The 23,460-nt window shown below is 58.9% G+C and carries 24 protein-coding genes; 23 read left to right on the top strand and 1 reads right to left on the bottom strand.

Annotated features, from left to right (window positions below; genetic code table 11):
• Positions 1–50 precede the first annotated feature (50 nt).
• The 3 genes from AC8GFZ_RS06515 to AC8GFZ_RS06505 all read left to right on the top strand — a co-directional run bounded on the left by AC8GFZ_RS06515 (position 51) and on the right by AC8GFZ_RS06505 (position 2,508).
• The gene (locus tag AC8GFZ_RS06515; protein WP_506643509.1) at positions 51–338 is read left to right on the top strand and encodes a hypothetical protein; all 288 of its coding nucleotides are present in this window, start codon (positions 51–53) and stop codon (positions 336–338) included.
• A gap of 69 nt (positions 339–407) precedes the next feature.
• Positions 408–1,601 carry an ATP-binding protein gene (locus tag AC8GFZ_RS06510; RefSeq protein ID WP_506643507.1) on the top strand — a complete coding sequence of 398 codons (1,194 nt, stop codon included), beginning with the start codon at positions 408–410 and terminating at the stop codon, positions 1,599–1,601.
• Complete coding sequence (locus AC8GFZ_RS06505) at positions 1,594–2,508, top strand: class I SAM-dependent methyltransferase (RefSeq protein WP_506643505.1); 915 nt, start codon at positions 1,594–1,596, stop codon at positions 2,506–2,508. Before AC8GFZ_RS06510 ends, AC8GFZ_RS06505 begins: the two co-directional genes overlap by 8 nt.
• A gap of 42 nt (positions 2,509–2,550) precedes the next feature.
• Here the strand turns inward: AC8GFZ_RS06505 and AC8GFZ_RS06500 are convergent, their stop codons facing one another.
• The gene (locus tag AC8GFZ_RS06500) at positions 2,551–2,781 is read right to left on the bottom strand and encodes a hypothetical protein (protein WP_506643503.1); all 231 of its coding nucleotides are present in this window, start codon (positions 2,779–2,781) and stop codon (positions 2,551–2,553) included.
• A 120-nt stretch (positions 2,782–2,901) separates the two neighbouring features.
• On the opposite strand from AC8GFZ_RS06500, the gene AC8GFZ_RS06495 reads away from it, so the two are divergent.
• The 20 genes from AC8GFZ_RS06495 to hisA all read left to right on the top strand — a co-directional run bounded on the left by AC8GFZ_RS06495 (position 2,902) and on the right by hisA (position 23,460).
• Positions 2,902–3,609, top strand: coding sequence for a transposase (locus tag AC8GFZ_RS06495; protein ID WP_506643501.1), 708 nt, complete (start codon positions 2,902–2,904; stop codon positions 3,607–3,609).
• Between the two features lie 182 nt (positions 3,610–3,791).
• Complete coding sequence (locus tag AC8GFZ_RS06490; protein ID WP_506643499.1) at positions 3,792–8,531, top strand: glutamate synthase-related protein; 4,740 nt, start codon at positions 3,792–3,794, stop codon at positions 8,529–8,531.
• Positions 8,532–8,554: 23 nt separating this feature from the next.
• Positions 8,555–10,018 carry a glutamate synthase subunit beta gene (locus AC8GFZ_RS06485; protein ID WP_506643497.1) on the top strand — a complete coding sequence of 488 codons (1,464 nt, stop codon included), beginning with the start codon at positions 8,555–8,557 and terminating at the stop codon, positions 10,016–10,018.
• A 92-nt stretch (positions 10,019–10,110) separates the two neighbouring features.
• On the top strand, positions 10,111–10,938 hold the full coding sequence (locus tag AC8GFZ_RS06480) for an ABC transporter ATP-binding protein (RefSeq protein ID WP_506643495.1): 828 nt from the start codon (positions 10,111–10,113) through the stop codon (positions 10,936–10,938).
• Complete coding sequence (mlaE, locus tag AC8GFZ_RS06475) at positions 10,935–11,717, top strand: lipid asymmetry maintenance ABC transporter permease subunit MlaE (RefSeq protein WP_506643493.1); 783 nt, start codon at positions 10,935–10,937, stop codon at positions 11,715–11,717. The genes AC8GFZ_RS06480 and mlaE overlap by 4 nt, the downstream gene beginning before the upstream one ends.
• A gap of 12 nt (positions 11,718–11,729) precedes the next feature.
• Positions 11,730–12,212: an outer membrane lipid asymmetry maintenance protein MlaD gene (gene mlaD, locus AC8GFZ_RS06470; RefSeq protein ID WP_506643491.1), complete on the top strand. Its 483-nt coding sequence runs from the start codon at positions 11,730–11,732 to the stop codon at positions 12,210–12,212.
• Positions 12,209–12,976, top strand: coding sequence for an MlaA family lipoprotein (locus AC8GFZ_RS06465; RefSeq protein ID WP_506643489.1), 768 nt, complete (start codon positions 12,209–12,211; stop codon positions 12,974–12,976). The genes mlaD and AC8GFZ_RS06465 overlap by 4 nt, the downstream gene beginning before the upstream one ends.
• An 11-nt stretch (positions 12,977–12,987) precedes the next feature.
• Positions 12,988–13,611 (top strand): MlaC/ttg2D family ABC transporter substrate-binding protein, encoded by a 624-nt coding sequence (locus tag AC8GFZ_RS06460; RefSeq protein ID WP_506644256.1) that lies wholly within the window; start codon positions 12,988–12,990, stop codon positions 13,609–13,611.
• Between the two features lie 3 nt (positions 13,612–13,614).
• The gene (locus tag AC8GFZ_RS06455; protein WP_506643487.1) at positions 13,615–13,887 is read left to right on the top strand and encodes an STAS domain-containing protein; all 273 of its coding nucleotides are present in this window, start codon (positions 13,615–13,617) and stop codon (positions 13,885–13,887) included.
• A 111-nt stretch (positions 13,888–13,998) separates the two neighbouring features.
• Complete coding sequence (locus tag AC8GFZ_RS06450; RefSeq protein ID WP_506643485.1) at positions 13,999–14,940, top strand: ABC transporter ATP-binding protein; 942 nt, start codon at positions 13,999–14,001, stop codon at positions 14,938–14,940.
• Positions 14,937–15,692 carry an ABC transporter permease gene (locus tag AC8GFZ_RS06445; protein WP_506643483.1) on the top strand — a complete coding sequence of 252 codons (756 nt, stop codon included), beginning with the start codon at positions 14,937–14,939 and terminating at the stop codon, positions 15,690–15,692. The genes AC8GFZ_RS06450 and AC8GFZ_RS06445 overlap by 4 nt, the downstream gene beginning before the upstream one ends.
• 4 nt (positions 15,693–15,696) lie before the next feature.
• The gene (locus AC8GFZ_RS06440; protein WP_506643481.1) at positions 15,697–15,936 is read left to right on the top strand and encodes a BolA family protein; all 240 of its coding nucleotides are present in this window, start codon (positions 15,697–15,699) and stop codon (positions 15,934–15,936) included.
• A 23-nt stretch (positions 15,937–15,959) separates the two neighbouring features.
• A complete protein-coding gene (gene murA, locus AC8GFZ_RS06435; protein ID WP_506644254.1) occupies positions 15,960–17,237 on the top strand; it encodes a UDP-N-acetylglucosamine 1-carboxyvinyltransferase in 1,278 nt (425 codons plus the stop codon).
• Entirely contained in the window at positions 17,234–17,884 is a 651-nt protein-coding gene (gene hisG, locus AC8GFZ_RS06430; RefSeq protein ID WP_506643479.1) for an ATP phosphoribosyltransferase, read from the top strand. Before murA ends, hisG begins: the two co-directional genes overlap by 4 nt.
• Before the next feature lie 75 nt (positions 17,885–17,959).
• The gene (gene hisD / locus AC8GFZ_RS06425; RefSeq protein ID WP_506643477.1) at positions 17,960–19,306 is read left to right on the top strand and encodes a histidinol dehydrogenase; all 1,347 of its coding nucleotides are present in this window, start codon (positions 17,960–17,962) and stop codon (positions 19,304–19,306) included.
• A gap of 17 nt (positions 19,307–19,323) precedes the next feature.
• Positions 19,324–20,127 carry an enoyl-CoA hydratase gene (locus tag AC8GFZ_RS06420; RefSeq protein ID WP_506643475.1) on the top strand — a complete coding sequence of 268 codons (804 nt, stop codon included), beginning with the start codon at positions 19,324–19,326 and terminating at the stop codon, positions 20,125–20,127.
• Positions 20,128–20,262: 135 nt separating this feature from the next.
• Positions 20,263–21,369 (top strand): histidinol-phosphate transaminase, encoded by a 1,107-nt coding sequence (gene hisC / locus AC8GFZ_RS06415; RefSeq protein ID WP_506643473.1) that lies wholly within the window; start codon positions 20,263–20,265, stop codon positions 21,367–21,369.
• 29 nt (positions 21,370–21,398) lie between these two features.
• The gene (gene hisB, locus AC8GFZ_RS06410; protein ID WP_506643471.1) at positions 21,399–21,992 is read left to right on the top strand and encodes an imidazoleglycerol-phosphate dehydratase HisB; all 594 of its coding nucleotides are present in this window, start codon (positions 21,399–21,401) and stop codon (positions 21,990–21,992) included.
• 22 nt (positions 21,993–22,014) lie between these two features.
• Entirely contained in the window at positions 22,015–22,671 is a 657-nt protein-coding gene (gene hisH / locus AC8GFZ_RS06405) for an imidazole glycerol phosphate synthase subunit HisH (RefSeq protein ID WP_506643469.1), read from the top strand.
• 48 nt (positions 22,672–22,719) lie between these two features.
• Positions 22,720–23,460, top strand: coding sequence for a 1-(5-phosphoribosyl)-5-[(5-phosphoribosylamino)methylideneamino]imidazole-4-carboxamide isomerase (gene hisA / locus AC8GFZ_RS06400; protein ID WP_506643467.1), 741 nt, complete (start codon positions 22,720–22,722; stop codon positions 23,458–23,460).

Below are 23,460 nucleotides of genomic sequence, written 5' to 3'. Positions count from 1 at the left end.
TATCTGCTTATTGTCCAATAAAGCATGTTCTGGCTTTTGAAGGAATAAAAGTGGGTAAAAATGAAAAAGTAATACTTGATCTGACCTTTAAAAGACTGCTGTCTATTTGGTGGTCAATGGCTTGGCGCTCAATTGCTTGGACCATTTTGGCGGCACTTGTCCTTGGGGCCTTGATGGGTGGCATTGCTTATCTGCTTGGGCGTCCAGAGCTGGTGCTTACATTTTTCGGACCCTTGGTTTGGGTGGCTTCATTTTTCATATCCATCTGGGTCATGAAAACAGCGCTTTTGAAAAAGCGCAAAGAGTTCACCATCATTTTGTTGAAAAACTCGGGGTGAATGAAGTTCACACTGCTTTTCAAGAAAATTAACCATGTATTTTTTCTATTTACTGGATAAAATACATGGATGTACCAGAGGTTGTCCCAGCAAAAGCTCATCCAACGCTTGCAGCAGTTTCCGGCTGTAGGCCTGCTCGGGCCGCGTCAGGCGGGCAAAACCACCTTGGCGTTTGCCCAAAAAGCGCTGTACCCCGATGCACTTTATTTAGACCTTGAACTGCCTTCTGCGCAAAGGCAAATGGATGACCCCGAAGCCTTTTTGATGGCACATGCGCAGCAGCTGGTCATCTTGGACGAGGTGCAGCGCATGCCCGAGTTGTTTGGCATTTTGCGCGGCGTGATTGATCAGCGTCGCCGCATGGGCCAAGCCAGTGGGCAGTTCTTGTTGCTGGGCTCGGCCACAGGCGTGTTGATGCAGCAGTCCAGCGAAAGTTTGGCGGGGCGGGTGGCTTATGTGGAGTTGCCGCCACTTCAAGCACCCGAAATTTTCACGGACCAGCCTAGCGTTGCAGACCTCAATGCTTTGTGGGTGCGAGGCGGTTTCCCCCTGTCTTGGTTGGCCCCAACCGATGCCGACAGCATGACTTGGCGTGAGGTGTTTATGGCCACTTATTTGGAAAAAGACATTCCAGCGCTGGGGCCTCGCATCCCCGCCACCACCCTGCGGCGTTTATGGACCATGTTGGCGCACCACCAAGGCGAATTGTTGGACCTGTCCAAACTCGCCGCAGCTTTGGCCATCAGCGGTCAAACTGTCAGCCGTTACATCGACTTGTTGTGTGACCTCATGCTGGTGCGCCGCTTGCCCGCATGGCATGGCAATGTGGGCAAACGTTTGATTCGCTCGCCCAAGGTGTATGTGCGTGACAGTGGTTTGGTACATGCCTTGTTGGGCTTGCCAAACTTGGACGCGGTGCTGGGCCACCCCATAGCGGGTTCAAGCTGGGAGGGCTTCGTCATGGAGCAGCTGATCAACGCAGCGCCACAAGCCCAAGCCTGTTTTTACCGAACCAGCAATGGCGCCGAGGTGGACTTGGTGCTGACATTTCGCAACCAGCAAACATGGGTCATTGAAATCAAGCGTTCCAGTGCGCCCACCGTATCACGAGGCTTTTATCAAGCAGCCACAGACTTGGGGGCTGTGCGAAAACTGTTGGTCGCTCCTGTCGCGCAACCCTATCCTTTGAAAGACGGCATTGTGGTGGTGGATGTGATGACGGCCATTCGCTGGGTCACCGAACAAGAAGACAACCATGGTTAAAACAAAAAACTCATCCCCCACCCAACCCACATCCCCCAGCGATCAACTCGATCTGCGCCCCGGCCAGTCCATCGAACTCCTGAAAGCTCTGCACATCCTCACCCGTGAGGGCAAGCTCAACCAAGACTCACGGCGCAAGTTGAAGCAGGTGAAGCACCTGTTTCAGTTCATCGAAAAGCCTTTGATGGAGATGCTGACGCAGCGCTTGGCCCACGGCAACACCGCACCCATCACCCTGGCTGACCATGGCGCAGGCAAGTCGTATTTAGGCTTCATGATCCACGACTTGTTTTTTAAGCCGCAACAGCTGGTTCACGGTCGGTCGGTGGGTCAGGTGATTGGCATTGAAACCCGCCCCGAGTTGGTGGCGGCATCTCAGCAATTGGCAAAGCAATTGGGCTTTGCAGAGGGCATGCAGTTTGTCAATGCCAGTGTGAGCCAAGCCGCTACAGATGAAAGCTTGCCCGAGCAGATTGACATGGTCACCGCGCTACATGCCTGCGACACCGCCACCGATGACGCCATTGCTTTTGGCTTGGCCAAACACGCCAAGTTCATGGCCTTGGTGCCCTGCTGCCAGGCCGAGGTGGCGGCGTGCCTGCGCCAAGACAAAGCCCTGCAATTGGCGCGCACCCCTTTGGCCGAGTTGTGGCGCCACCCCTTGCACACCCGCGAGATGGGCAGCCAGATCACCAATGTCATGCGATGCCTGTACTTGGAGTTGCAGGGCTACCAAGTCACCGTCACCGAGTTGGTGGGTTGGGAGCACAGCATGAAAAACGAGCTGATCTTGGCGCACCACACGGGGCAAAAAAAGCACAGCGCCGGTGAGCGTTTGCAGGCTTTGCTGACTCAGTTGGGCCTACAAGCCTGGGGTGAGATGCGCTTTCCCGCGAGCCTATTTTGAAGCTGGGTCAAGTGAGATGGCGGAACGGCCAAAACCCGAAGTTCAGACCATCAGGTCAACGGCCAGCCCTTTGACCAGTGTGGCTGGGTGGCTGAAAGCGGCCAGTGCAAGACGCTTATGGGCAGCAGGACGTGTGGATGTCGACAAATCATCGGGGTCTGAGCGCTGCCGATAAAGGCCCCCTGGCCAACGCGGATCGGTCAATACCTCCCAGCCTTCATCCAGCTCGATGACAGGTGGTTGCAGTTTTTGACGGAAAAAGCGGTAATCCATGAAATAAATATAATACCTAAGTTAAATAAAGTCAATAAATTTACAAAAACATCCACTAAAAGTTGTATAAAAATCAAATAAAAGATTTAAATGGGGTCAGATTCCAATTAATATGACGTCATGGCCCGCTTACCTCGTTTGACCGTGACTGGTTACCCCCACCATGTGATCTTGCGGGGAAACAACCGCCAGGCCATTTTTCACACCCGTGCCGATCGGCTGCACATGTTGGATTTGCTCGCACGCCACAGTGCAGAAAACGCTGTGCAAGTGCACGCTTACGTGTTGATGGATAACCACATGCACCTATTGGTCACGCCACAAAAGGACGGTGGCCTGCCCGCCATGATGCAGGGGGTGGGGCGCAGTTATGTCAGGGCGTTCAATGACGCGCAAGGCCGCACCGGCACCCTCTGGGAGGGACGCTACCGATCGGCGGTCATCCAAAGTGAGCGCTATTTGCTCGCATGCATGGTTTATATCGATCTCAACCCGGTCCGCGCGGGGATGGTGGCGCAGGCGGTCGATCACCCTTGGTCCAGCCATGCCCACTACCTGGGCCAGCGGGTGGACAGTTTGATCACGCCCCACCCTTTGTTTTGGGCGCTGGGCAACACCCCTTTTGATCGCGAGGCCGCATACGCCGAATTGGTGCAAGCGGGCTTGGGTGCGAACCAACAAGTCGCATTGACCGATGCGGCGCTCAAAGGTTGGGCATTGGGGGAGGCTGATTTCATGGCCGAACTGCAAGAAAAAACAAGCCGACGCCCCCAAAAAGCCAAGGTCGGTAGACCGCCGTTGCCTGGTCAGGCTGAAGGGTTGGCATAGATCCCTGAAAAACCCAATTAAAATCAATGCTTTATATTTTTAATTAATCCGTCCCTAATTAAACGATTGGGACTGAAGTGCTGAATTAATTGGAATCTGACCCCAATTAAATGGCTTGGCATTGATGTTGCGCTGGACTAAGATTCACGTCCTTTTGAAGTTGAACCGCCAAGGAATGCGCCATGTCTCAGGCCTCTCACCCGTTTGATCCCCGCTCTTTCACCGAGGGTTTGTACCAGTCCTCGCAAGAACACGACGCCTGTGGCGTGGGTTTTGTGGCGCACATCAAGGGGGCGAAAACCCATGCCATCGTCAGCCAAGCGCTGAAGATATTGGAAAACCTGGACCACCGGGGTGCGGTGGGTGCCGACAAATTGATGGGTGATGGCGCGGGCATCTTGATCCAGCTGCCCGATGCGCTGTACCGCGAAGACATGGCGCGGGTTGGAACGGCCCCTGACGGGTCCGTGGGCGTGACCTTGCCAGCGTTTGGTGAATACGGCGTGGGCATGGTGTTTTTGCCCAAAGAACACGCCTCGCGTTTGGCTTGTGAGCAAGAGTTGGAGCGTGCCATCCGTTCCGAAGGCCAAGTGCTGCTGGGCTGGCGCGATGTGCCGGTGAATCTGGACATGCCCATGTCGCCCACGGTGCGGGCCAAAGAGCCGGTCATTCGCCAAGTGTTCATCGGTCGCGGCAACGACGTCATCGTGCAAGACGCTTTGGAGCGCAAGCTGTATGTCATTCGCAAAACCGCCAGCGCGGCGATTTCGCACCTGAACTTGAAGCACGGCAAAGAGTATTACGTGCCCAGCATGTCCAGCCGCACCATCATCTACAAAGGCTTGCTGCTGGCCGACCAAGTGGGTACCTATTTCAAAGACCTGCAAGACGAGCGCTGTGTCTCGGCGCTGGGCTTGGTGCATCAGCGCTTTTCCACCAACACCTTCCCCGAGTGGCCGCTGGCCCACCCCTACCGCTATGTGGCGCACAACGGCGAGATCAACACCGTCAAGGGCAACTACAACTGGATGAAGGCGCGTGAAGGCGTGATGTCCTCCGCCGTGTTGGGCGCTGACCTGAAGAAGCTCTATCCCATCAGCTTTGCCGATCAGTCCGACACCGCCACCTTTGACAACTGCCTCGAGCTGCTGACCATGGCCGGCTACCCCTTGAGCCAAGCGGTGATGATGATGATTCCCGAGCCTTGGGAAAACCACAGCACCATGGACCCACGTCGCCGTGCGTTTTACGAATACCACGCCGCCATGTTGGAGCCTTGGGACGGCCCAGCCTCCATCGTGTTCACCGATGGCCGCCAAATTGGCGCCACCTTGGACCGCAACGGTCTGCGCCCCTCGCGTTACTGCATCACCGACGACGATTTGGTCATCATGGGCTCCGAGTCCGGCGTGTTGCCTGTGCCCGAGAGCAAGATCGTTCGCAAATGGCGTTTGCAGCCCGGCAAGATGTTCTTGATCGACCTCGAGCAAGGTCGCATGATCAATGACGAAGAGTTGAAGTCCGGCTTGGCCAACAGCAAGCCCTACAAACAATGGATTGAAAACCTGCGCATCCGCTTGGACGATGTGGCCGAGCATCCCGTGGGCACACCCGACCAAAGCAATATCGCCCTGCTGGACCGCCAACAAGCCTTTGGCTACAGCCAAGAGGACTTCAAATTCCTCATGGCCCCCATGGCGGCCAACGGCGAAGAAGCTTTGGGCTCCATGGGCAACGACAGCCCCTTGGCGGTGTTGTCCAACAAAAACAAATCGCTCTACAACTACTTCAAGCAGTTGTTTGCGCAAGTGACCAACCCGCCCATCGACCCGATCCGCGAGGCCATCGTCATGTCCTTGGTGTCGTTTGTCGGCCCCAAGCCCAATTTGCTCGACATCAACCAAGTCAACCCGCCCATGCGCTTGGAGGTGAGCCAGCCGGTGTTGGACTTCCAAGACATGGCCAAGTTGCGCCACATCGAAAGCATGACCCAAGGCAAGTTCAAAAGCGCCACCTTGGACATCACCTACCCGCTCAGCTGGGGCCATGAAGGCGTGGAAGCCAAGCTGGCTTCCCTGTGCGCTGAAGCTGTGGACCACATCAAGAGTGGTCACAATATTTTGATCATCAGCGACCGCGCCATCAGCGCCACCCAAGTGGCCATTCCGGCGGTCTTGGCCTTGTCGGCCATTCACCAACATTTGGTGACTGAAGGCTTGCGCACCAGCGCCGGCTTGGTGGTGGAAACCGGCAGCGCCCGTGAGGTGCATCACTTCGCGGTGCTCGCCGGTTACGGCGCTGAAGCCGTGCATCCGTATTTGGCGATGGAGTCGCTGGCCGCCATGCACGCCGAGTTGCCCGGCGATTTGTCGGCCGACAAAGCCATTTACAACTATGTGAAAGCGATTGGCAAAGGCCTCTCCAAAATCATGTCCAAGATGGGCGTGTCCACCTATATGTCCTATTGCGGTGCTCAGTTGTTTGAAGCGATTGGTTTGAACACACCCACCATCGCCAAGTACTTCACGGGCACACCCAGCCGTGTCGAAGGCATCGGTATTTTTGAGATCGCCGAAGAAGCCATCCGCATGCACACCAGTGCCTTCAGCAACGACCCGGTGCTGGCCAACATGCTCGACGCTGGCGGCGAATACGCGTGGCGCACCCGAGGCGAAGACCACATGTGGTCGCCTGACGCGATTGCCAAGTTGCAGCACAGCACCCGTGCCAACAACTTCAGCACCTACAAAGAGTACGCCCAACTCATCAACGACCAAAGCCGCCGCCACATGACGCTGCGCGGTTTGTTCGAGTTCAAGATCGACCCCGCCAAAGCCATTCCTTTGGACCAAGTGGAATCTGCGGCCGAGATCGTCAAACGCTTTGCCACCGGCGCCATGTCGCTGGGCTCCATCTCCACCGAAGCCCACGCCACTTTGGCAGTGGCCATGAACCGGATCGGCGGCAAAAGCAACACCGGCGAGGGTGGCGAAGACCCCGCGCGTTACCGCAACGAACTTAAAGGCATCCCCATCAAAGCGGGTGAGTCGTTGAAGAGCGTGATTGGCGACAAGCAAGTCGAAGTCGATATGCCCTTGCTGGCAGGCGACTCGCTGCGCTCCAAAATCAAGCAAGTGGCTTCGGGCCGCTTTGGCGTGACCGCAGAATACCTCAGCAGCGCGGACCAAATCCAAATCAAGATGGCGCAAGGCGCCAAGCCGGGTGAGGGCGGTCAATTGCCAGGCACCAAGGTGTCCGAGTACATCGGCTTTTTGCGCTACTCGGTGCCCGGCGTGGGCCTGATCTCACCACCGCCGCACCACGACATCTACTCCATCGAAGACTTGGCGCAACTCATCCACGACCTGAAAAACGTCGCTCCCCATGCCGACGTCAGCGTGAAGCTGGTGTCCGAGGTGGGTGTGGGCACGATTGCCGCAGGTGTGGCCAAGTGCAAGGCCGACCATGTGGTGATCGCCGGTCACGACGGCGGCACCGGTGCCTCGCCGTGGTCGTCCATCAAACACGCGGGTAGCCCTTGGGAAATCGGTTTGGCCGAAACCCAGCAAACCTTGGTGATGAACGGTTTGCGTGGACGCATTCGGGTGCAAACCGACGGCCAAATGAAAACCGGCCGCGATGTCGCCATTGGTGCCTTGTTGGGTGCCGATGAATTTGGTTTCGCCACCGCACCCTTGGTGGTCGAGGGCTGCATCATGATGCGCAAATGCCACTTGAACACCTGCCCCGTGGGTGTGGCCACCCAAGACCCTGCGCTGCGCCAAAAATTCTCCGGCAAGCCCGAGCATGTGGTGAACTATTTCTTCTTTGTCGCCGAGGAAGTGCGCCACATCATGGCGCAACTGGGCATCGCCAAGTTCGACGACCTGATTGGCCGCAGCGATTTGCTGGACATGAAAAAAGGCGTCGAGCATTGGAAAGCGCGTGGCTTGGACTTCACCCGCTTGCTGGCGCAACCGCAGGTGCCCACCGGCACGGCCTTGTTCCATGTGGACACCCAAGACCACGGTTTGGACAAAGCGCTGGACAAGGTGCTGATCGAGAAAAGCCGCGCCGCCATCGACAAGGGCGAAAAAGTGCAGTTCATGGAAGTGGCGCGCAACGTCAACCGCTCGGTCGGTGCGATGTTGTCGGGTGCGCTCACCCAAGTGCGCCCCGAAGGCTTGCCGGACGACACCTTGCGCATCCAGTTGGAGGGCACCGGCGGTCAATCGTTTGGCGCTTTCTTGGCCAAGGGCATCACCTTGTATTTGATTGGCGACGCCAACGACTACACCGGCAAAGGTTTGTCGGGTGGGCGTGTGGTGGTACGACCCAGCATCGATTTCCGCGGCGAGTCCACGAACAACATCATCGTGGGCAATACCGTGCTGTATGGCGCGACCAGCGGCGAGGCCTTCTTCAGCGGCGTGGCCGGTGAGCGTTTTGCGGTGCGCTTGTCGGGTGCCACAGCGGTCGTTGAAGGCACCGGCGACCACGGTTGCGAATACATGACCGGCGGCACCGTGGTGGTGTTGGGTGGCACAGGACGCAACTTTGCCGCCGGCATGAGCGGCGGCGTGGCCTACGTTTTTGACGAAGACGGCCAATTCAACACCCGCTGCAACACCGCCATGGTCTGCTTGGACAAGGTGTTGGACGACAAGACCCAAGCCGCTGATGTGCCGCAAGCCTTGTGGCACCGCGGCCAAAGCGACGAGGCGCAGCTGAAAAAACTGCTGGAAGACCACCACCGTTGGACCGGCTCCAAACGCGCCCGTGCCTTGCTCGACGACTGGGCCCAAGCCCGTGCCAAGTTTGTCAAGGTCTTCCCCAACGAATACAAACGCGCTTTGGGTGAACTGGCCGCTGCATCCGCCGACAAACCCGCCAAGGCCAAAAAAGCCACGGTCAAGTCTTAAGCGCTCAACAAGGAATACACATCATGGGAAAAATCACCGGCTTCATGGAGTTTGAGCGCATCGACGAGGGCTACAAGCCCGTGCCCGAGCGTTTGAAGCATTACAAAGAGTTCGTCATTGGTTTGTCGCCCGAGCAAGCCAAGACGCAAAGCGCTCGCTGCATGGACTGCGGCACGCCGTTTTGCAACAGCGGCTGCCCCGTCAACAACATCATCCCCGACTTCAACGATTTGGTGTTCTCCAACCAATGGCACAACGCCTTGACGGTTTTGCACAGCACCAACAACTTCCCCGAGTTCACTGGCCGCATCTGCCCCGCACCTTGCGAAGCTGCTTGCACTTTGAATGTGAACGACGACGCGGTGGGCATCAAGTCGATTGAGCACGCCATCATCGACCGTGGTTGGGCCGAGGGCTGGGTCAAGCCCCAGCCACCCGCTGTCAAGACGGGCAAAAAAGTGGCCGTGGTCGGCGCCGGTCCTGCCGGTTTGGCGGCAGCCCAACAGCTGGCCCGTGTCGGTCATGCGGTGACGGTGTTTGAAAAGAATGACCGCGTGGGCGGTTTGCTGCGCTATGGCATCCCCGACTTCAAAATGGAGAAAAGCCACATCGACCGCCGCGTGGATCAAATGCAGGCCGAGGGCGTGGTCTTCAAAACCGGCGTGGTGGTGGGCAACTGGCCCAAAGACAGCAAGGTCACCAACTGGGCCAAAGAAAGCATCAGCGCCGATCAGCTGAAAAAAGAATTCGACGCGGTGCTCCTCACGGGCGGCTCTGAAGTCTCGCGCGACTTGCCTGTGCCTGGGCGCGAACTGAGTGGCGTGCATTTCGCCATGGAGTTTTTGCCGCAGCAAAACAAGGTGAATGCGGGCGACAAATTCAAAGACCAACTGCGAGCGGACGGCAAACACGTGATCGTGATTGGTGGCGGCGACACCGGCTCTGATTGTGTGGGCACCTCCAACCGCCACGGTGCCACCAGCGTGACCCAGTTCGAGGTCATGCCCCAGCCCCCCGAGCAAGAAAACAAACCGCTGGTGTGGCCGTATTGGCCGTTGAAATTGCGCACCAGCTCCAGCCATGAGGAGGGTTGCGAGCGCGAATTTGCCATCTCCACCAAAGAATTCATCGGCAACAACGGTCAAGTCACGGGCTTGAAAACCGTGCACGTGGAGATGAAAGACGGCAAGCTCACCGAAGTCCCTGGCACCGAAAAAGACTACAAAGCCGACATGGTGCTCTTGGCCATGGGCTTCACCAACCCAGTCGCCAGCGTGCTCGACGCCTTTGGCGTGGACAAAGACAACCGTGGCAACGCCAAAGCCCACACCGAAGAGGGCGGCTACATCACCAATGTGGCCAAGGTGTTTGCGGCCGGTGACATGCGCCGTGGCCAGTCGCTGGTGGTCTGGGCCATCCGCGAAGGCCGCCAAGCCGCTCGCACCATCGATCAGTTCCTGATGGGCGAGAGCGAGCTGCCGCGTTGATGTGGGGCTTGGGCGGGCATTTAAACCTTGGAATTACAATCCGCCCCCTGCCTCAAATCCCTTGTGGGCAGGCCCTCACACCCACCCTCAAAATGCACGCCTCCCCCCTCGTACTGGCCAAAGACCTGTGCTTTGGCTATGGTGAACGGCGCATTCTGGATGGCGTCACCTTCGAAGTGCCCCGGGGCAAGGTCACCGCACTGATGGGCGCCTCTGGCGGCGGCAAAACAACCGTGCTGCGCCTCATCAGTGGCCAATACCGCGCCCAGTCGGGCCAGCTGTTGTTCGATGGCCAAGATGTGGGTGCCATGGCCCAACCCGCTTTGTACCTGGCGCGTCGGCGCATGGGCATGTTGTTTCAGTTTGGTGCTTTGTTCACCGATTTGAGCGTGTTTGACAACGTGGCCTTTCCCTTGCGCGAGCACACCCAATTGGGCGAGGAGTTGATCCGCGATGTGGTGCTCATGAAGTTGCAAGCCGTGGGTTTGCGCGGTGCGCGGGACCTGATGCCCAGTGAAGTCTCTGGCGGCATGGCGCGCCGGGTGGCCTTGGCCCGCGCCATGGCGCTGGACCCAGAGCTCATCATGTACGACGAACCTTTTGCCGGTTTGGACCCCATTTCCTTGGGCACGGCGGCACGTTTGATTCGCCAACTCAATGACAGCTTGGGCCTGACCAGCATCATCGTCTCGCACGATTTGGAAGAAACCTTTCGCATTGCCGACCAGGTCATCATTTTGGCCAATGGTCGCATCGCAGCCCAAGGCACACCCGACCAGGTGCGCCAAAGCACCGACCCCTTGGTGCACCAGTTTGTCACCGCTGCGCCGGACGGTCCGGTGCGCTTTCACCACCCTGGCCCGGACGTAGCCAGCGATTTCGGCACCAGCACACAACGCCAACCCGGGGGGCGCGCATGAGTTGGTACCGTGCGGCTGATTGGGGTTGGTGGATACGCCGCAAATTGGCCGATCTGGGCCACGCCGCACGCTTGATGGTGCGCTTGGTTGGCATGTTGGGTGTCAGCCTGCGCCGCTGGCGCTTGGTGGTCGATCAGGTGCATTTCTTGGGCAACCATTCCCTGGCCATCATTGCGGTGTCGGGTTTGTTTGTGGGCTTTGTATTGGGTTTGCAGGGCTATTACACCTTGCAGCGGTACGGTTCTTCATCGGCTTTGGGCTTGTTGGTGGCCCTCAGTTTGGTGCGCGAATTGGGCCCAGTGGTCAGCGCCTTGCTATTTGCTGGGCGCGCCGGCACTTCGCTCACCGCCGAGATCGGTTTGATGAAGGCTGGAGAGCAACTGAGCGCCATGGACTTGATGGCCGTCGACCCCATTCAACGCATTCTGGCCCCGCGCTTTTGGGCCGGCGTCTTGGCCATGCCGGTGTTGGCAGCGGTGTTCAGTGCCGTGGGCATCATGGGCGCATGGGTGGTCGGTGTGGTGATGATTGGCGTCGATTCCGGCTCTTTTTGGGGCCAAATGCAGTCGGGCGTCGATGTGTGGAAAGATGTGGGCAATGGGGTGTTGAAAAGCCTGGTCTTTGGCATCACGGTGACTTTTGTCGCCCTGTACCAAGGGCACGAGGCCCAGCCCACGCCTGAAGGTGTTTCGCGTGCCACCACCCGAACGGTGGTGGTGGCTTCATTGGCGGTGCTGGGCTTGGATTTTCTCCTGACCGCGCTGATGTTCAGTCTTTGACAAGGGTGTGTGATGCAGCGATCTAAAAATGACGTGTGGGTGGGTTTGTTTGTCATGCTCGGTGCAGCGGCCGTTTTGTTTTTGGCCTTGCAGTCGGCCAATTTGCTCAGTGCCAGCTTTCAGTCCAGCTACAAGGTCTCGGCCAAGTTTGACAACATTGGCGGCTTGAAAAAGCAAGCGGCGGTCAAAAGCGCGGGCGTGGTGGTGGGCCGGGTCGAGAACATTGCTTTTGACGATGCCTCTTACCAAGCCCGCGTCACCATGGCTTTGGAGTCGCGCTATGTGTTTCCCAAGGACAGCTCGTTGAAAATCCTCACCAGTGGCCTTCTGGGTGAGCAATACATTGGCATCGAGGCCGGCTCGGACGAGAAAAATTTGGCTGCCGGCGACACGGTGCAAAGCACCCAGTCGGCTGTGGTGCTGGAAAACCTCATCAGCAAATTTTTGTACGACAAAGCCGCTTCTGGCAAAGACCCTGAAGGCAGCAAGCCGTGATTTCAGAAACATGTCGCAGGGCGACCCGCTTGGCCTTGGCCAGCGCCGTGTTGGGGTTGCTCACCGCTTGTGCCAGTGGTCCCACGGCCAACCCCAGTGACCCTTTGGAGCCCATGAATCGATCCATCGATCGCTTCAACACGGCGGTGGACGAGGCGGCGCTCAAACCCCTGGCCACGGCCTATAAAAAGCACACCCCAGACCCAGTGCGCACCGGGGTGAGAAACTTCTTTTCCAATTTGGGCGATGTCTGGTCGGTGTTCAACAACGTTTTGCAACTCAAGCCCAAGCAGGCCTTGGAAACCACAGCCCGGGTGGCGGTCAACACCGTTTTTGGCTTGCTTGGGGTGATTGATGTGGCCAGCGACATGAATTTGGAGCGCAACAAAGAAGACATGGGCCAAACCTTGGGTTATTGGGGCATGCCGCCAGGCCCTTATTTGGTTTTGCCTTTGTTGGGCCCATCGACGCTGCGCGATGCGGGTGGCACAGTGGTCGAAATAACCGTGGGCGATCCGATTGGCCAAATCAACGACCCTTGGACCTATGGCGGGGTGTTTGGCCTGCGCTTGCTGGATCGCCGCGCCAGCTATTTGCAAGCGGGCGACATGCTCAACGAAGTCGCTTTGGACAAATACACATTCACCCGCCAAGTCTGGCTGCAAAAGCGCCGTTCCGACGTTTATGACGGCGATCCCCCAGACGAGCCTGAGCTGCCCGATAATCGACAACCTCTTCCTGCCAAACCCGCAACCAAGCCATGACACCAGCTCCCATGCTCTCTCGCCGCCTCCTGATGGGGGTGGTCATCGCTGCATCCATGGGCACTTCGCCGCTGTGGGCTGCCGATGAAGCACCAGACGTGTTTGTGCGCCGCTTCACCAGCGAAATGATGGAGTTGGTGCGCAGCGACAAAATGATCAAAGCGGGTGACCTGAATTACATCGCCACAGTGGTGGATGCCCGGGTCTTGCCCCACCTGAACTTTCAGCGCATGACCGCTGCAGCCGTGGGCCCGGGTTGGCGTCAAACCACCCCCGAGCAGAAAAGCCGCTTGCAAGAGGAGTTCAAAATCCTCCTGGTGCGCACTTATTCGGGCGCCCTGACCCAAATCAGCGACCAAACTGTCACCGTCAAACCACTGCGCGGCTCTGCCACCGACACCGAAGTGCTGGTCCGCTCTGAGCTCAAAGGCCGAGGCGACCCCATCCAATTGGACTACCGCCTGGAAAAAACACCGGGCCAAGGCGCGGGCTGGAAAATCTACAACCTCAATGTGATGGGCATTTGGTTGATTGACACCTATCGCAGCCAGTTTGCCGAAGAGATCAATGCCAAGGGCATCGATGGTTTGATCAACACCCTGGCCGAGCGCAACCGCAGCAACGCCAAAAAATAAGCCATGTTTGCCCTGCCTGCCGTGGTGACCCACGCTCAAGCCCCTGGCGTTTTGCGCCAGTTGGTGCAGCACTGGCCAGCGCAGGCTAAGGCGCACCTGGATGCCAGTGGTTTGCAGCAATTTGACTCATCCACGTTGGCCGTTTTGCTCGCTTGTGCCCGCCAGGCCCAAAAGCGCGGGACCCCTTTGGTCATCGATGGCTTGCCCGAGCGATTGCACACCTTGGCCCAGGTCTACGGCGTGGCCGATTTTTTGGGGTTGCACCAAAGCGCCTGATGCGTGCCCAGACCCCTTCTACAGACGGGTGACACCCCGACCACAGGCCCGCCACATTGGCCACCGTGCGATTCACAGCGGGTCAGCCCCGCACACATAAAATCAAAGCACATGACCGCCATCTCTTTCGAAGCCGTATCCAAAACATTTCAAACCCCGCGCGGTCCCTTGCAGGCCCTCGACGGCGTCAGCTTGAAGGTCCAAGAAGGCGAGTTTTTTGGCTTGCTCGGACCCAACGGTGCCGGCAAAACCACCCTGATCAGCATCTTGGCGGGTTTGACCCGCGCCACCTCCGGCGTGACCCAAGTTCAAGGCTGCGATGTGCAAACCCAGGCCGCGCAGGCACGCCGCTTGTTGGGCGTGGTGCCCCAAGAGCTGGTGTTTGACCCCTTTTTCAATGTGCGCGAGGCGCTGCGGTTTCAGTCGGGTTACTTTGGCATCCGCAAAAACGACGCATGGATTGATGAGTTGTTGGATTGTTTGGGCTTGAGCGACAAGGCCAATAGCAATATGCGCCAACTCTCGGGCGGCATGAAGCGGCGCGTGCTGGTGGCCCAGGCTTTGGTGCACAAGCCACCGGTCATCGTGCTCGATGAGCCCACCGCTGGGGTGGACGTGGAATTGCGCCAAACCCTGTGGCAGTTCATTGCCCGCTTGAACCGCGAAGGCCACACCGTGCTGTTGACCACCCATTACCTGGAGGAGGCCGAGGCCTTGTGTGGCCGTTTGGCCATGCTCAAGCAGGGCCGGGTGGTGGCGCTGGCCCGCACCAGCGAGTTGCTCAAAGCCGCATCCAGCAATGTGCTGCGTTTCAAGCTCGATGCCCAACTGCCCCCAGAGCTGGCCCAACGCGCCCGCGTCACGGGGCGCATCGTGCAGTTTCCGGCCCACAACGCAGCAGAAATTGAACATTACCTGGCCGCGGTGCGACAAGCTGGTTTGGTGGCCGAGGACGTTGAAATCCGCAAGGCCGACTTGGAAGATGTGTTTTTGCAGGTGATGGGCGAGGGCGCCCAGACCCCCAGCGATGCGGTGGCGGAGGTGACGCCATGAACGGTTGGCAAGCCCTGTTCTACAAAGAAATCCTGCGCTTTTGGAAGGTTGGCTTCCAAACTGTCGCCGCCCCAGTGATGACCGCCATGCTGTACCTGTTGATCTTTGGCCACGTGCTGGAAGACCGGGTCAAGGTGTACGACCAAATCACCTACACGGCCTTTTTGCTCCCCGGCTTGGTCATGATGAGCGTGTTGCAAAACGCCTTTGCCAACAGCTCGTCGTCGCTGATCCAAAGCAAGATGATGGGCAACCTGGTGTTTTTGCTGCTCACGCCCTTGAACCACTGGAGCTGGTTTTTTGCCTATGTGGGCTCGTCGGTGGTGCGCGGTTTGGCGGTCGGCCTGGGTGTGTTTGTGGTCACCGGTTGGTTCACACCGTTGTCGTTTGTCTCGCCCCAGTGGATTGTGTTGTTTGCCATCATGGGGGCCACCATGCTGGGCTCCATGGGCGTGATCGCTGGTTTGTGGGCCGAGAAGTTTGACCAAATGGCTGCTTTTCAAAACTTCATCATCATGCCCATGACCTTTTTGAGTGGCGTGTTTTATTCCATTCACTCGCTGCCTCCGTTTTGGCAGACGCTCAGCCATTTCAACCCTTTCTTTTACATGATCGATGGTTTTCGCTACGGCTTTTTTGGTGTCAGCGACGTCTCGCCTTGGCTCAGTCTGGCCGTGGTGGGCAGTTGCACGGTGCTGATCAGTGCCACAGCCTTGCACCTGTTGCGCATCGGTTTCAAAATTCGCGGATAAACCCATGACAGCTGATCAACTCGAAACCATCATCGCCCAACAATTGCCCTGCCAACACCTGAGCGTGGAGGGCGATGGTCGGCATTGGTATGCCACCATCGTGTCCACCCAGTTTGAAGGCTTGCGCTTGATTCAGCGCCACCAAAAGGTCTACGCCACTTTGGGCCAAAAAATGCAAACCGATGAGGTTCACGCCTTGTCCATGAAAACCTACACCCCCAGCGAATGGGCCCAGCAAGGCTGATTCGCACCCAACACCGCACCCACATGGACAAATTACGCATCCGAGGCGGCCAATCCTTGCACGGCGAAATCCCGATTTCAGGGGCCAAAAACGCCGCCTTGCCCGAATTGTGTGCCGCCTTGTTGACGGCCCAACCCCTGACCTTGCACAACGTGCCGCGTTTGCAAGATGTGGCCACCATGCTGCGCTTGATCCGCAACATGGGGGTGAGTGCCGAGCGCGGCGAGGACGGCTCGGTCACCTTGAACGCCGCCGACTTGAACAACCCCCAAGCCCCTTACGACTTGGTCAAAACCATGCGTGCATCTGTGCTGGCCCTGGGACCTTTGATGGCCCGCTGCGGTCACGCCAAGGTGTCGTTGCCGGGTGGCTGCGCCATCGGATCGCGCCCCGTGGACCAGCACATCAAGGGTTTGCAGGCCATGGGCGCGGTGATCGATGTCGAACACGGCTACATGCTGGCCAAGCTGCCGCCCGGGCGCACGCGCTTGCGCGGGGCGCGGATCGCGACCGACATGGTCACGGTGACGGGCACCGAGAACTTTCTCATGGCCGCGTGTTTGGCCGAAGGTGAAACGGTGCTGGAAAACGCCGCCCAAGAACCCGAAATTCCTGACTTGGCCGAGTTGCTCATCGCCATGGGCGCCAAGATCGAAGGCCACGGCACCAGCCGCATCCACATCCAAGGCGTGGACCAGTTGCATGGCGCCACCCACAGCGTGGTGGCCGACCGAATCGAGGCGGGTACTTTTTTGTGCGCCGTGGCCGCCGCTGGTGGCGATGTGTTGCTGCACCATGCGCGCGGCGACCATCTGGAAGCGGTGATCGACAAACTGCGCGATGCAGGGGTAGTCATTGAAGACGTGCCCGGCGGCTTGCGTGTGCGCGCCACAGCCCCTGCTCATCAGTACCTCAAGGCGCAAAACTTTCGCACCACCGAATACCCGGGCTTTCCCACCGACATGCAGGCCCAGTTCATGACGCTCAATGCGGTGTCCCAAGGAACGAGCAAGGTGACCGAGACTATTTTCGAAAACCGCTTCATGCACGTCAACGAATTGGTGCGCTTGGGCGCGCACATCCAAATCGAAGGCAAGGTCGCTTTGGTTGAAGGGGTGGCCCAGTTGTCGGGTGCGACAGTGATGGCCACCGACCTGCGCGCCTCGGCCAGCTTGGTGATCGCAGGCTTGGTGGCCGATGGCGAAACCGTGGTCGATCGCATTTACCATCTGGATCGCGGCTACGACCGCATGGAAGACAAACTGCGCACCTTGGGCGCAGACATTGAAAGAATCCAATGACCGTCACCCTTGCCTTGCCCAAAGGCCGCATCTTTGAAGAAACCATGCCCTTTTTGCAGGCCGCTGGCATCCAGGTGTTGGAAGACCCAGACACCTCGCGCAAACTCATCTTGGCCACCAACCAAGCCCATGTCCGGGTGGTGCTGGTGCGTGCCACCGATGTGCCCACCTATGTGAGCTATGGTGGCGCCGACATGGGCGTGGTGGGTTTGGACACCTTGATCGAGCACGGTGGCGAGGGCATGTACCAGCCCCTGGATTTGCAAATTGCGCGCTGCCGCATGAGCGTGGCTGTGCGCCAGGGCTTTGACTACGCCCATGCGGTCAAGCAAGGCTCACGGCTGCGGGTGGCCACCAAATACACCGCCATTGCGCGCCAGTTTTTCGCCCAAAAAGGCGTGCACGTGGACCTCATCAAACTCTACGGCAGCATGGAGCTGGCACCCCTCACGGGGCTGGCCGATGCGATCGTCGATTTGGTCTCCACCGGCAGCACCCTCAAGGCCAATCAATTGGTGGAGGTGGAGCACATCATGGACATCAGCTCGCGCTTGGTGGTCAACCAGGCCTCTCTCAAACTCAAGATGTCCAGCATGCGTCCTTTGATTGACGCGTTTACCCAAGCGGTGGCTGCGCGCCCTGTGTGACTTTTCCACCCAGACGAACAGCCCTTTCTTTTCCCAACGCTGTGCCCCTGACCTTGTGACTTTCAACGCCTGACCATGAACGCCCGCCCGCTTCGCCTGTCCACCGCCCAAGCCGACTTTGAAACCCAGTTTCAGCAGCGCTTGCATTGGTCGGCCGACACCGATGCCGCCATCGAGCAGCGCGTGGCCGACATCTTGGCCGATGTGAAGCACCGTGGCGACGCGGCGGTGCTCGAATACACCGCTCGTTTTGACGGCTTGCAAGCCGACAGCATGTCGGCGCTGGAGTTGACCCAAGCCGAATTGAAAGCCGCCTTCGAGGGCTTGCCCCAAGTGCAGCAACAAGCTTTGCAAGATGCCGCTGCCCGTGTGCGGTCTTACCACGAGGCGCAGAAAAAAGCCTCGGGCGAGAGTTGGCAATACCGCGACGCCGATGGCACCTTGTTGGGCCAAAAAGTCACGCCCTTGGACCGCGTGGGCATTTATGTGCCCGGTGGCAAAGCAGCTTATCCCTCCAGTGTGTTGATGAACGCCATCCCAGCCCATGTGGCAGGGGTCGGTGAAATCATCATGGTCGTGCCCACCCCTGCCAAAGACCGCAGAGCTGCGGGTGCCGCGCGGGGCGAAAAAAACCCTTTGGTGCTGGCTGCGGCTTATGTGGCGGGCGTCACCCGTGCTTTCACCATCGGTGGCGCACAGGCGGTGGCCGCACTCGCTTACGGCACGGCCACCGTGCCGCGGGTGGACAAAATCACCGGCCCTGGCAATGCCTTTGTGGCAGCGGCCAAGCGGCGTGTGTTTGGCACGGTGGGCATCGACATGATTGCGGGGCCTTCTGAGATTTTGGTCTTGGCCGATGGCAGCACACCCGCAGACTGGGTGGCGATGGATTTGTTCAGCCAAGCCGAGCACGACGAATTGGCGCAAAGCATTTTGCTCTGCCCCGATGCCGCTTACATCGATGCCGTACAAGCGTCCATCGACAAACTGCTGCCCGAAATGCCACGCAAAGACATCATCGCCGCGTCTCTGAATGGCCGTGGTGCTTTGATCCACACCCGCAGCATGCAAGAGGCGTGTGACATCAGCAACCGCATCGCCCCCGAACATTTAGAGGTCAGCAGCCAAGCGCCCCACCAGTGGGAGCCACTGCTCAAACATGCGGGTGCCATCTTTTTGGGTGCTTTCACCAGCGAGAGCTTGGGCGACTACTGCGCCGGCCCCAACCATGTGCTGCCCACCTCGGGCACCGCGCGGTTTTCATCGCCGCTGGGGGTGTACGACTTCCAAAAGCGCTCCAGCCTCATTGAGGTGAGCGAGCAAGGCGCACAGGTGCTGGGCCAGATTGCCTCGGTGCTGGCGCACGGCGAGGGCTTGCAAGCCCATGCGCGGGCCGCTGAAATGCGCCTGAAAAACCATTGAACCGAAAGGACCCCACCATGTCAGAAACCACCCCCGCCGTTGGTCAATTGCAAACCTTCAAACAGGGCCATGTGGGCCATGTGGTGTTCAGCAATCCGGGAAAGTTCAATGCGGTCAACTACCAAATGTGGTGCGACCTGCCCGTGGCCATGGGCCAGTTTGCCCAGGACCCCGATGTGCGCTTGATCGTGTTGTCGGGTGCGGGCGAAAAGGCGTTTGTCTCAGGTGCGGACATCTCCCAGTTCGACACCCAACGCACCGGTGGTGACGCGGCCAACACCTACAACCAAGCATCAGAGGCGGGCTATGCCGCCGTGCTCGACTGCCCCAAACCCACCTTGGCCAAGATCCGAGGCGTGTGCATGGGCGGCGGCCTGGGTTTGGCCCTGAACTGCGATGTGCGCATTTGTGCCGACGATGTGCGCTTTCGCATGCCCGCGGGCCGTTTGGGTCTGGGTTATGCGTTTGACGGCATCAAACGCTTCACCGAAGTGGTGGGCGTGGCCAACACGGCCGATTTGTTTTACAGCGCCCGCATCTTTGGTGCGGCGGACGCTTTGCACATGGGCTTGGTCAAGCAGGTCACCACCGTGGCTGATTTAGACGCCGTGGTCGATGCCTATGCCGCCAATGTGTGCGAAAACGCCCCTTTAACCCTCGCTGCCGCCAAGCGTGCCTTGTTGGAGTTGCGCAAAAACCCCGAGCAGCGCGATCTGGCCCGCGTCAAAGCCATGGTCGATGCGTGTTTCATGAGCGAAGACTACAAGGAAGGCCGCAAGGCCTTTGCCGAAAAGCGCCCGCCCCAATTCAAAGCCCAATAAGCCTCTGGCCAGGGTCTGCGCACCGCATGCCTTGGCATGGCGATGAACATGAGGCCATCATCGCGAACACAGCCATGCAGACCCTCATCAGGCGCAGGGCAAATGCGGCCCAGCCTTTAGAATCAGTTCCTTCTCATGTCTGCACACCCCCTTCGCTTCATCCGCCAAGACATCCAGTCGATGCATGCCTACGCCATCCAACCCTCTGAGGGGATGGTCAAGCTCGATGCGATGGAAAACCCCTTCACCTTGCCCGCGCCCTTGCAAGCCGCGCTGGGGCAACGCTTGGGTGCGGTGGCCGTCAACCGCTACCCCGGCCAGCGCATCGAGGACTTGAAGAAAGCCCTGGCAACTTACGTTGACTTGCCCCCCGGTTACGCCTTGATGCTGGGCAACGGCTCAGACGAACTGATTGCATTGCTGGCCATGGCCTGCGACATGCCCGGTGCCACCATCTTGGCCCCCGAACCCGGCTTTGTCATGTACGCCATGAGCGCGCGCTTGCAAGGCCTGCAATTTGTCGGTGTGCCCTTGGCCGCTAACTTCGCGCTGGACGAAGCCGCCATGCAAGCCGCCATTGCACAGCACCAACCCGCGCTGGTTTATTTGGCCTACCCCAACAACCCCACCGCCAATTTGTGGGACGCGCAGGTGATGCACCGCCTGATTGCCCAGGTGGGCGCCTATGGCGGTTTGGTGGTGGTCGATGAGGCCTACCAGCCTTTTTCCAGCGGCACCTGGTTGGACGAAATCCGCCGCAACCCCAGTGCCCACAGCCATGTGTTGTTGATGCGCACCCTGTCCAAATTTGGTTTGGCCGGTGTGCGCTTGGGCTATATGTTGGCGCCGCAGGCCTTGCTGCACGAGGTGGACAAACTGCGCCCGCCCTACAACATCAGCGTGCTCAATGCCGAATGTGCGTTGTTTGCCCTGGAGCATGCCGACACCTTTGCCGAGCAAGCCGCCACCATCCGCGCTGAGCGCGCCCGGCTCATTCAAGGCTTGCAAGCCATTGCCGGTGCCACGCCATTTCCCAGCGACGCCAACATGGTCTTGGTGCGATGGGCCGGTGGCGACGCCCAGGCCCTGGCGGTGTTTGAAGGCCTCAAAGCCCGCAAGGTGCTGGTCAAGAACGTTTCTAAAATGCACCCCCTGCTCAGTGCCTGCCTGCGCTTGACCGTGGGCACCCCCGCTGAGAACACCTTGTTGCTCGATGCCCTGCGCGATTTGGCCAGCGCTTGATTGTTTGACCACCCACGGACACCCCCACCATGAACCCACGCACCGCCGATGTCAGCCGCGAAACCCGCGAAACCCGCATCCGCGTGAAAGTCAATTTGGACGGCACGGGGCAATCCAACCTGTCCACCGGCATTGGCTTTTTTGACCACATGCTGGACCAAATTGCACGCCATGGCCTGATTGACTTGGACATTCAGGCCGAGGGCGACTTGCACATCGACGGCCACCACACGGTGGAAGACGTGGGCATCACCTTGGGGCAAGCCGTGGCGCAAGCGGTGGGCGATAAAAAAGGCATCATGCGCTACGGCCACGCCTATGTGCCGCTGGACGAAGCGCTCAGCCGGGTGGTGGTCGATTTTTCGGGTCGCCCGGGTATTGAGATGCATGTGCCGTTCAAAAGCGGCATGGTCGGCGCGTTTGACACCCAGCTCACCTATGAGTTTTTCCAAGGCTTTGTGAACCACGCCTTTGTCAGCCTGCACATCGACAACCTGCGCGGTGAAAACGCCCACCACCAAGCCGAAACCGTGTTCAAAGCCTTTGGCCGTGCCTTGCGCGCTGCTTTGCAAATCGACCCGAGGGCTGCCGACCAAATCGCTTCCACCAAAGGCTCGCTGTGATTCCACTGCGCAGCGAGGGCACATGAAAACCGTGGCCGTGGTGGACTACGGCATGGGCAACCTGAGATCGGTGGCCCAGGCGGTGATGGCGGTGGCCGCAGACAGCGGGCACAGCGTGGTCATCACAGACCAAGCCAGCGTGGTGGACCAAGCGGAACGGGTGGTGCTGCCCGGCCAAGGCGCCATGGGCGACTGCATGCGCGAGTTGGCGCGCTCGGGCCTGATGGCCAGCGTGCTGCAAGCGGCGGCCAGCAAACCCTTGTTTGGTGTGTGTGTAGGCATGCAAATGCTGCTTGACCACAGCGAGGAGGGCCATGGCCCCGAGGGCACCGATTGCCTGGGCCTCATCCCCGGCCGGGTGCGGCGCTTTCAGTTGGCGGGGCAACGCCAACCCGACGGCAGCCTCTACAAAGTGCCCCAAATGGGTTGGAACCAAGTGTTTCAAACCCAACCCCATCCCCTGTGGGCGGGGGTGCCAGAGGGCAGCCACTTCTACTTTGTGCACAGTTTTTACGCCCAACCGTCTGATGCGCGCCACAGTGCTGGGGAAACCGATTATGGACAGCGCTTTACCAGCGCCTTGGCAAGGGATAATATTTTCGCTACCCAGTTCCACCCCGAAAAAAGCGCAGCCCAAGGTTTGACCCTGTACCGAAACTTCCTCCACTGGAACCCCTGAACCTGCTTGCCCCTGGCCCGTTTGGCGCTGCCACCCAACCCGCACACCATGCTCCTCATCCCCGCCATTGACCTCAAAGACGGCCACTGCGTTCGCCTGATCCAAGGCGATATGGACCAATCCACCGTTTTCAGCGAAGACCCCGCCGACATGGCCTTGCAATGGGTGAACAAAGGGGCGCGGCGTTTGCACTTGGTGGACCTGAACGGTGCGTTCGCTGGCAAACCGCAAAACTTCAGCGCCATCCGCAGCATCTTGAAGGCGGTGGGCGACGACATCCCTGTGCAGCTCGGTGGCGGTATCCGCGACTTGGACACCATTGAAAAATACATCGATGGCGGCATCCGCTACATCATCATTGGCACGGCAGCTGTGAAGAACCCTGGCTTTTTGAAAGACGCTTGCAGCGCGTTTGGCGGCCACATCATCGTGGGGTTGGACGCCAAAGACGGCAAAGTGGCCACCGACGGCTGGAGCAAACTCACCGGCCACGAGGTCGTGGACTTGGCGAAAAAGTTTGAGGACTACGGCGTGGAGTCCATCATCTACACCGACATTGGCCGCGACGGCATGCTGAGCGGCATCAACATCGACGCCACCGTCAAACTGGCGCAAGCCCTGACCATTCCTGTCATTGCGTCGGGCGGCTTGTCCAATATGAAAGACATCGAAGGCCTGTGCGCGGTGGAAGACGAGGGCGTTGAAGGTGTGATTTGCGGCCGCGCCATTTACAGCGGCGACCTCGACTTCGAGAAAGCCCAAGCCCGCGCCGACGAGCTGAACGGCTGA

The organism is Limnohabitans rimovensis (SeqCode) (assembly GCF_965234775.1).
Taxonomy (GTDB): domain Bacteria; phylum Pseudomonadota; class Gammaproteobacteria; order Burkholderiales; family Burkholderiaceae_C; genus Limnohabitans; species Limnohabitans rimovensis.
Note: the sequence above shows the minus strand (reverse complement) of the source record. Positions and strands in the feature narration are given on the sequence as shown.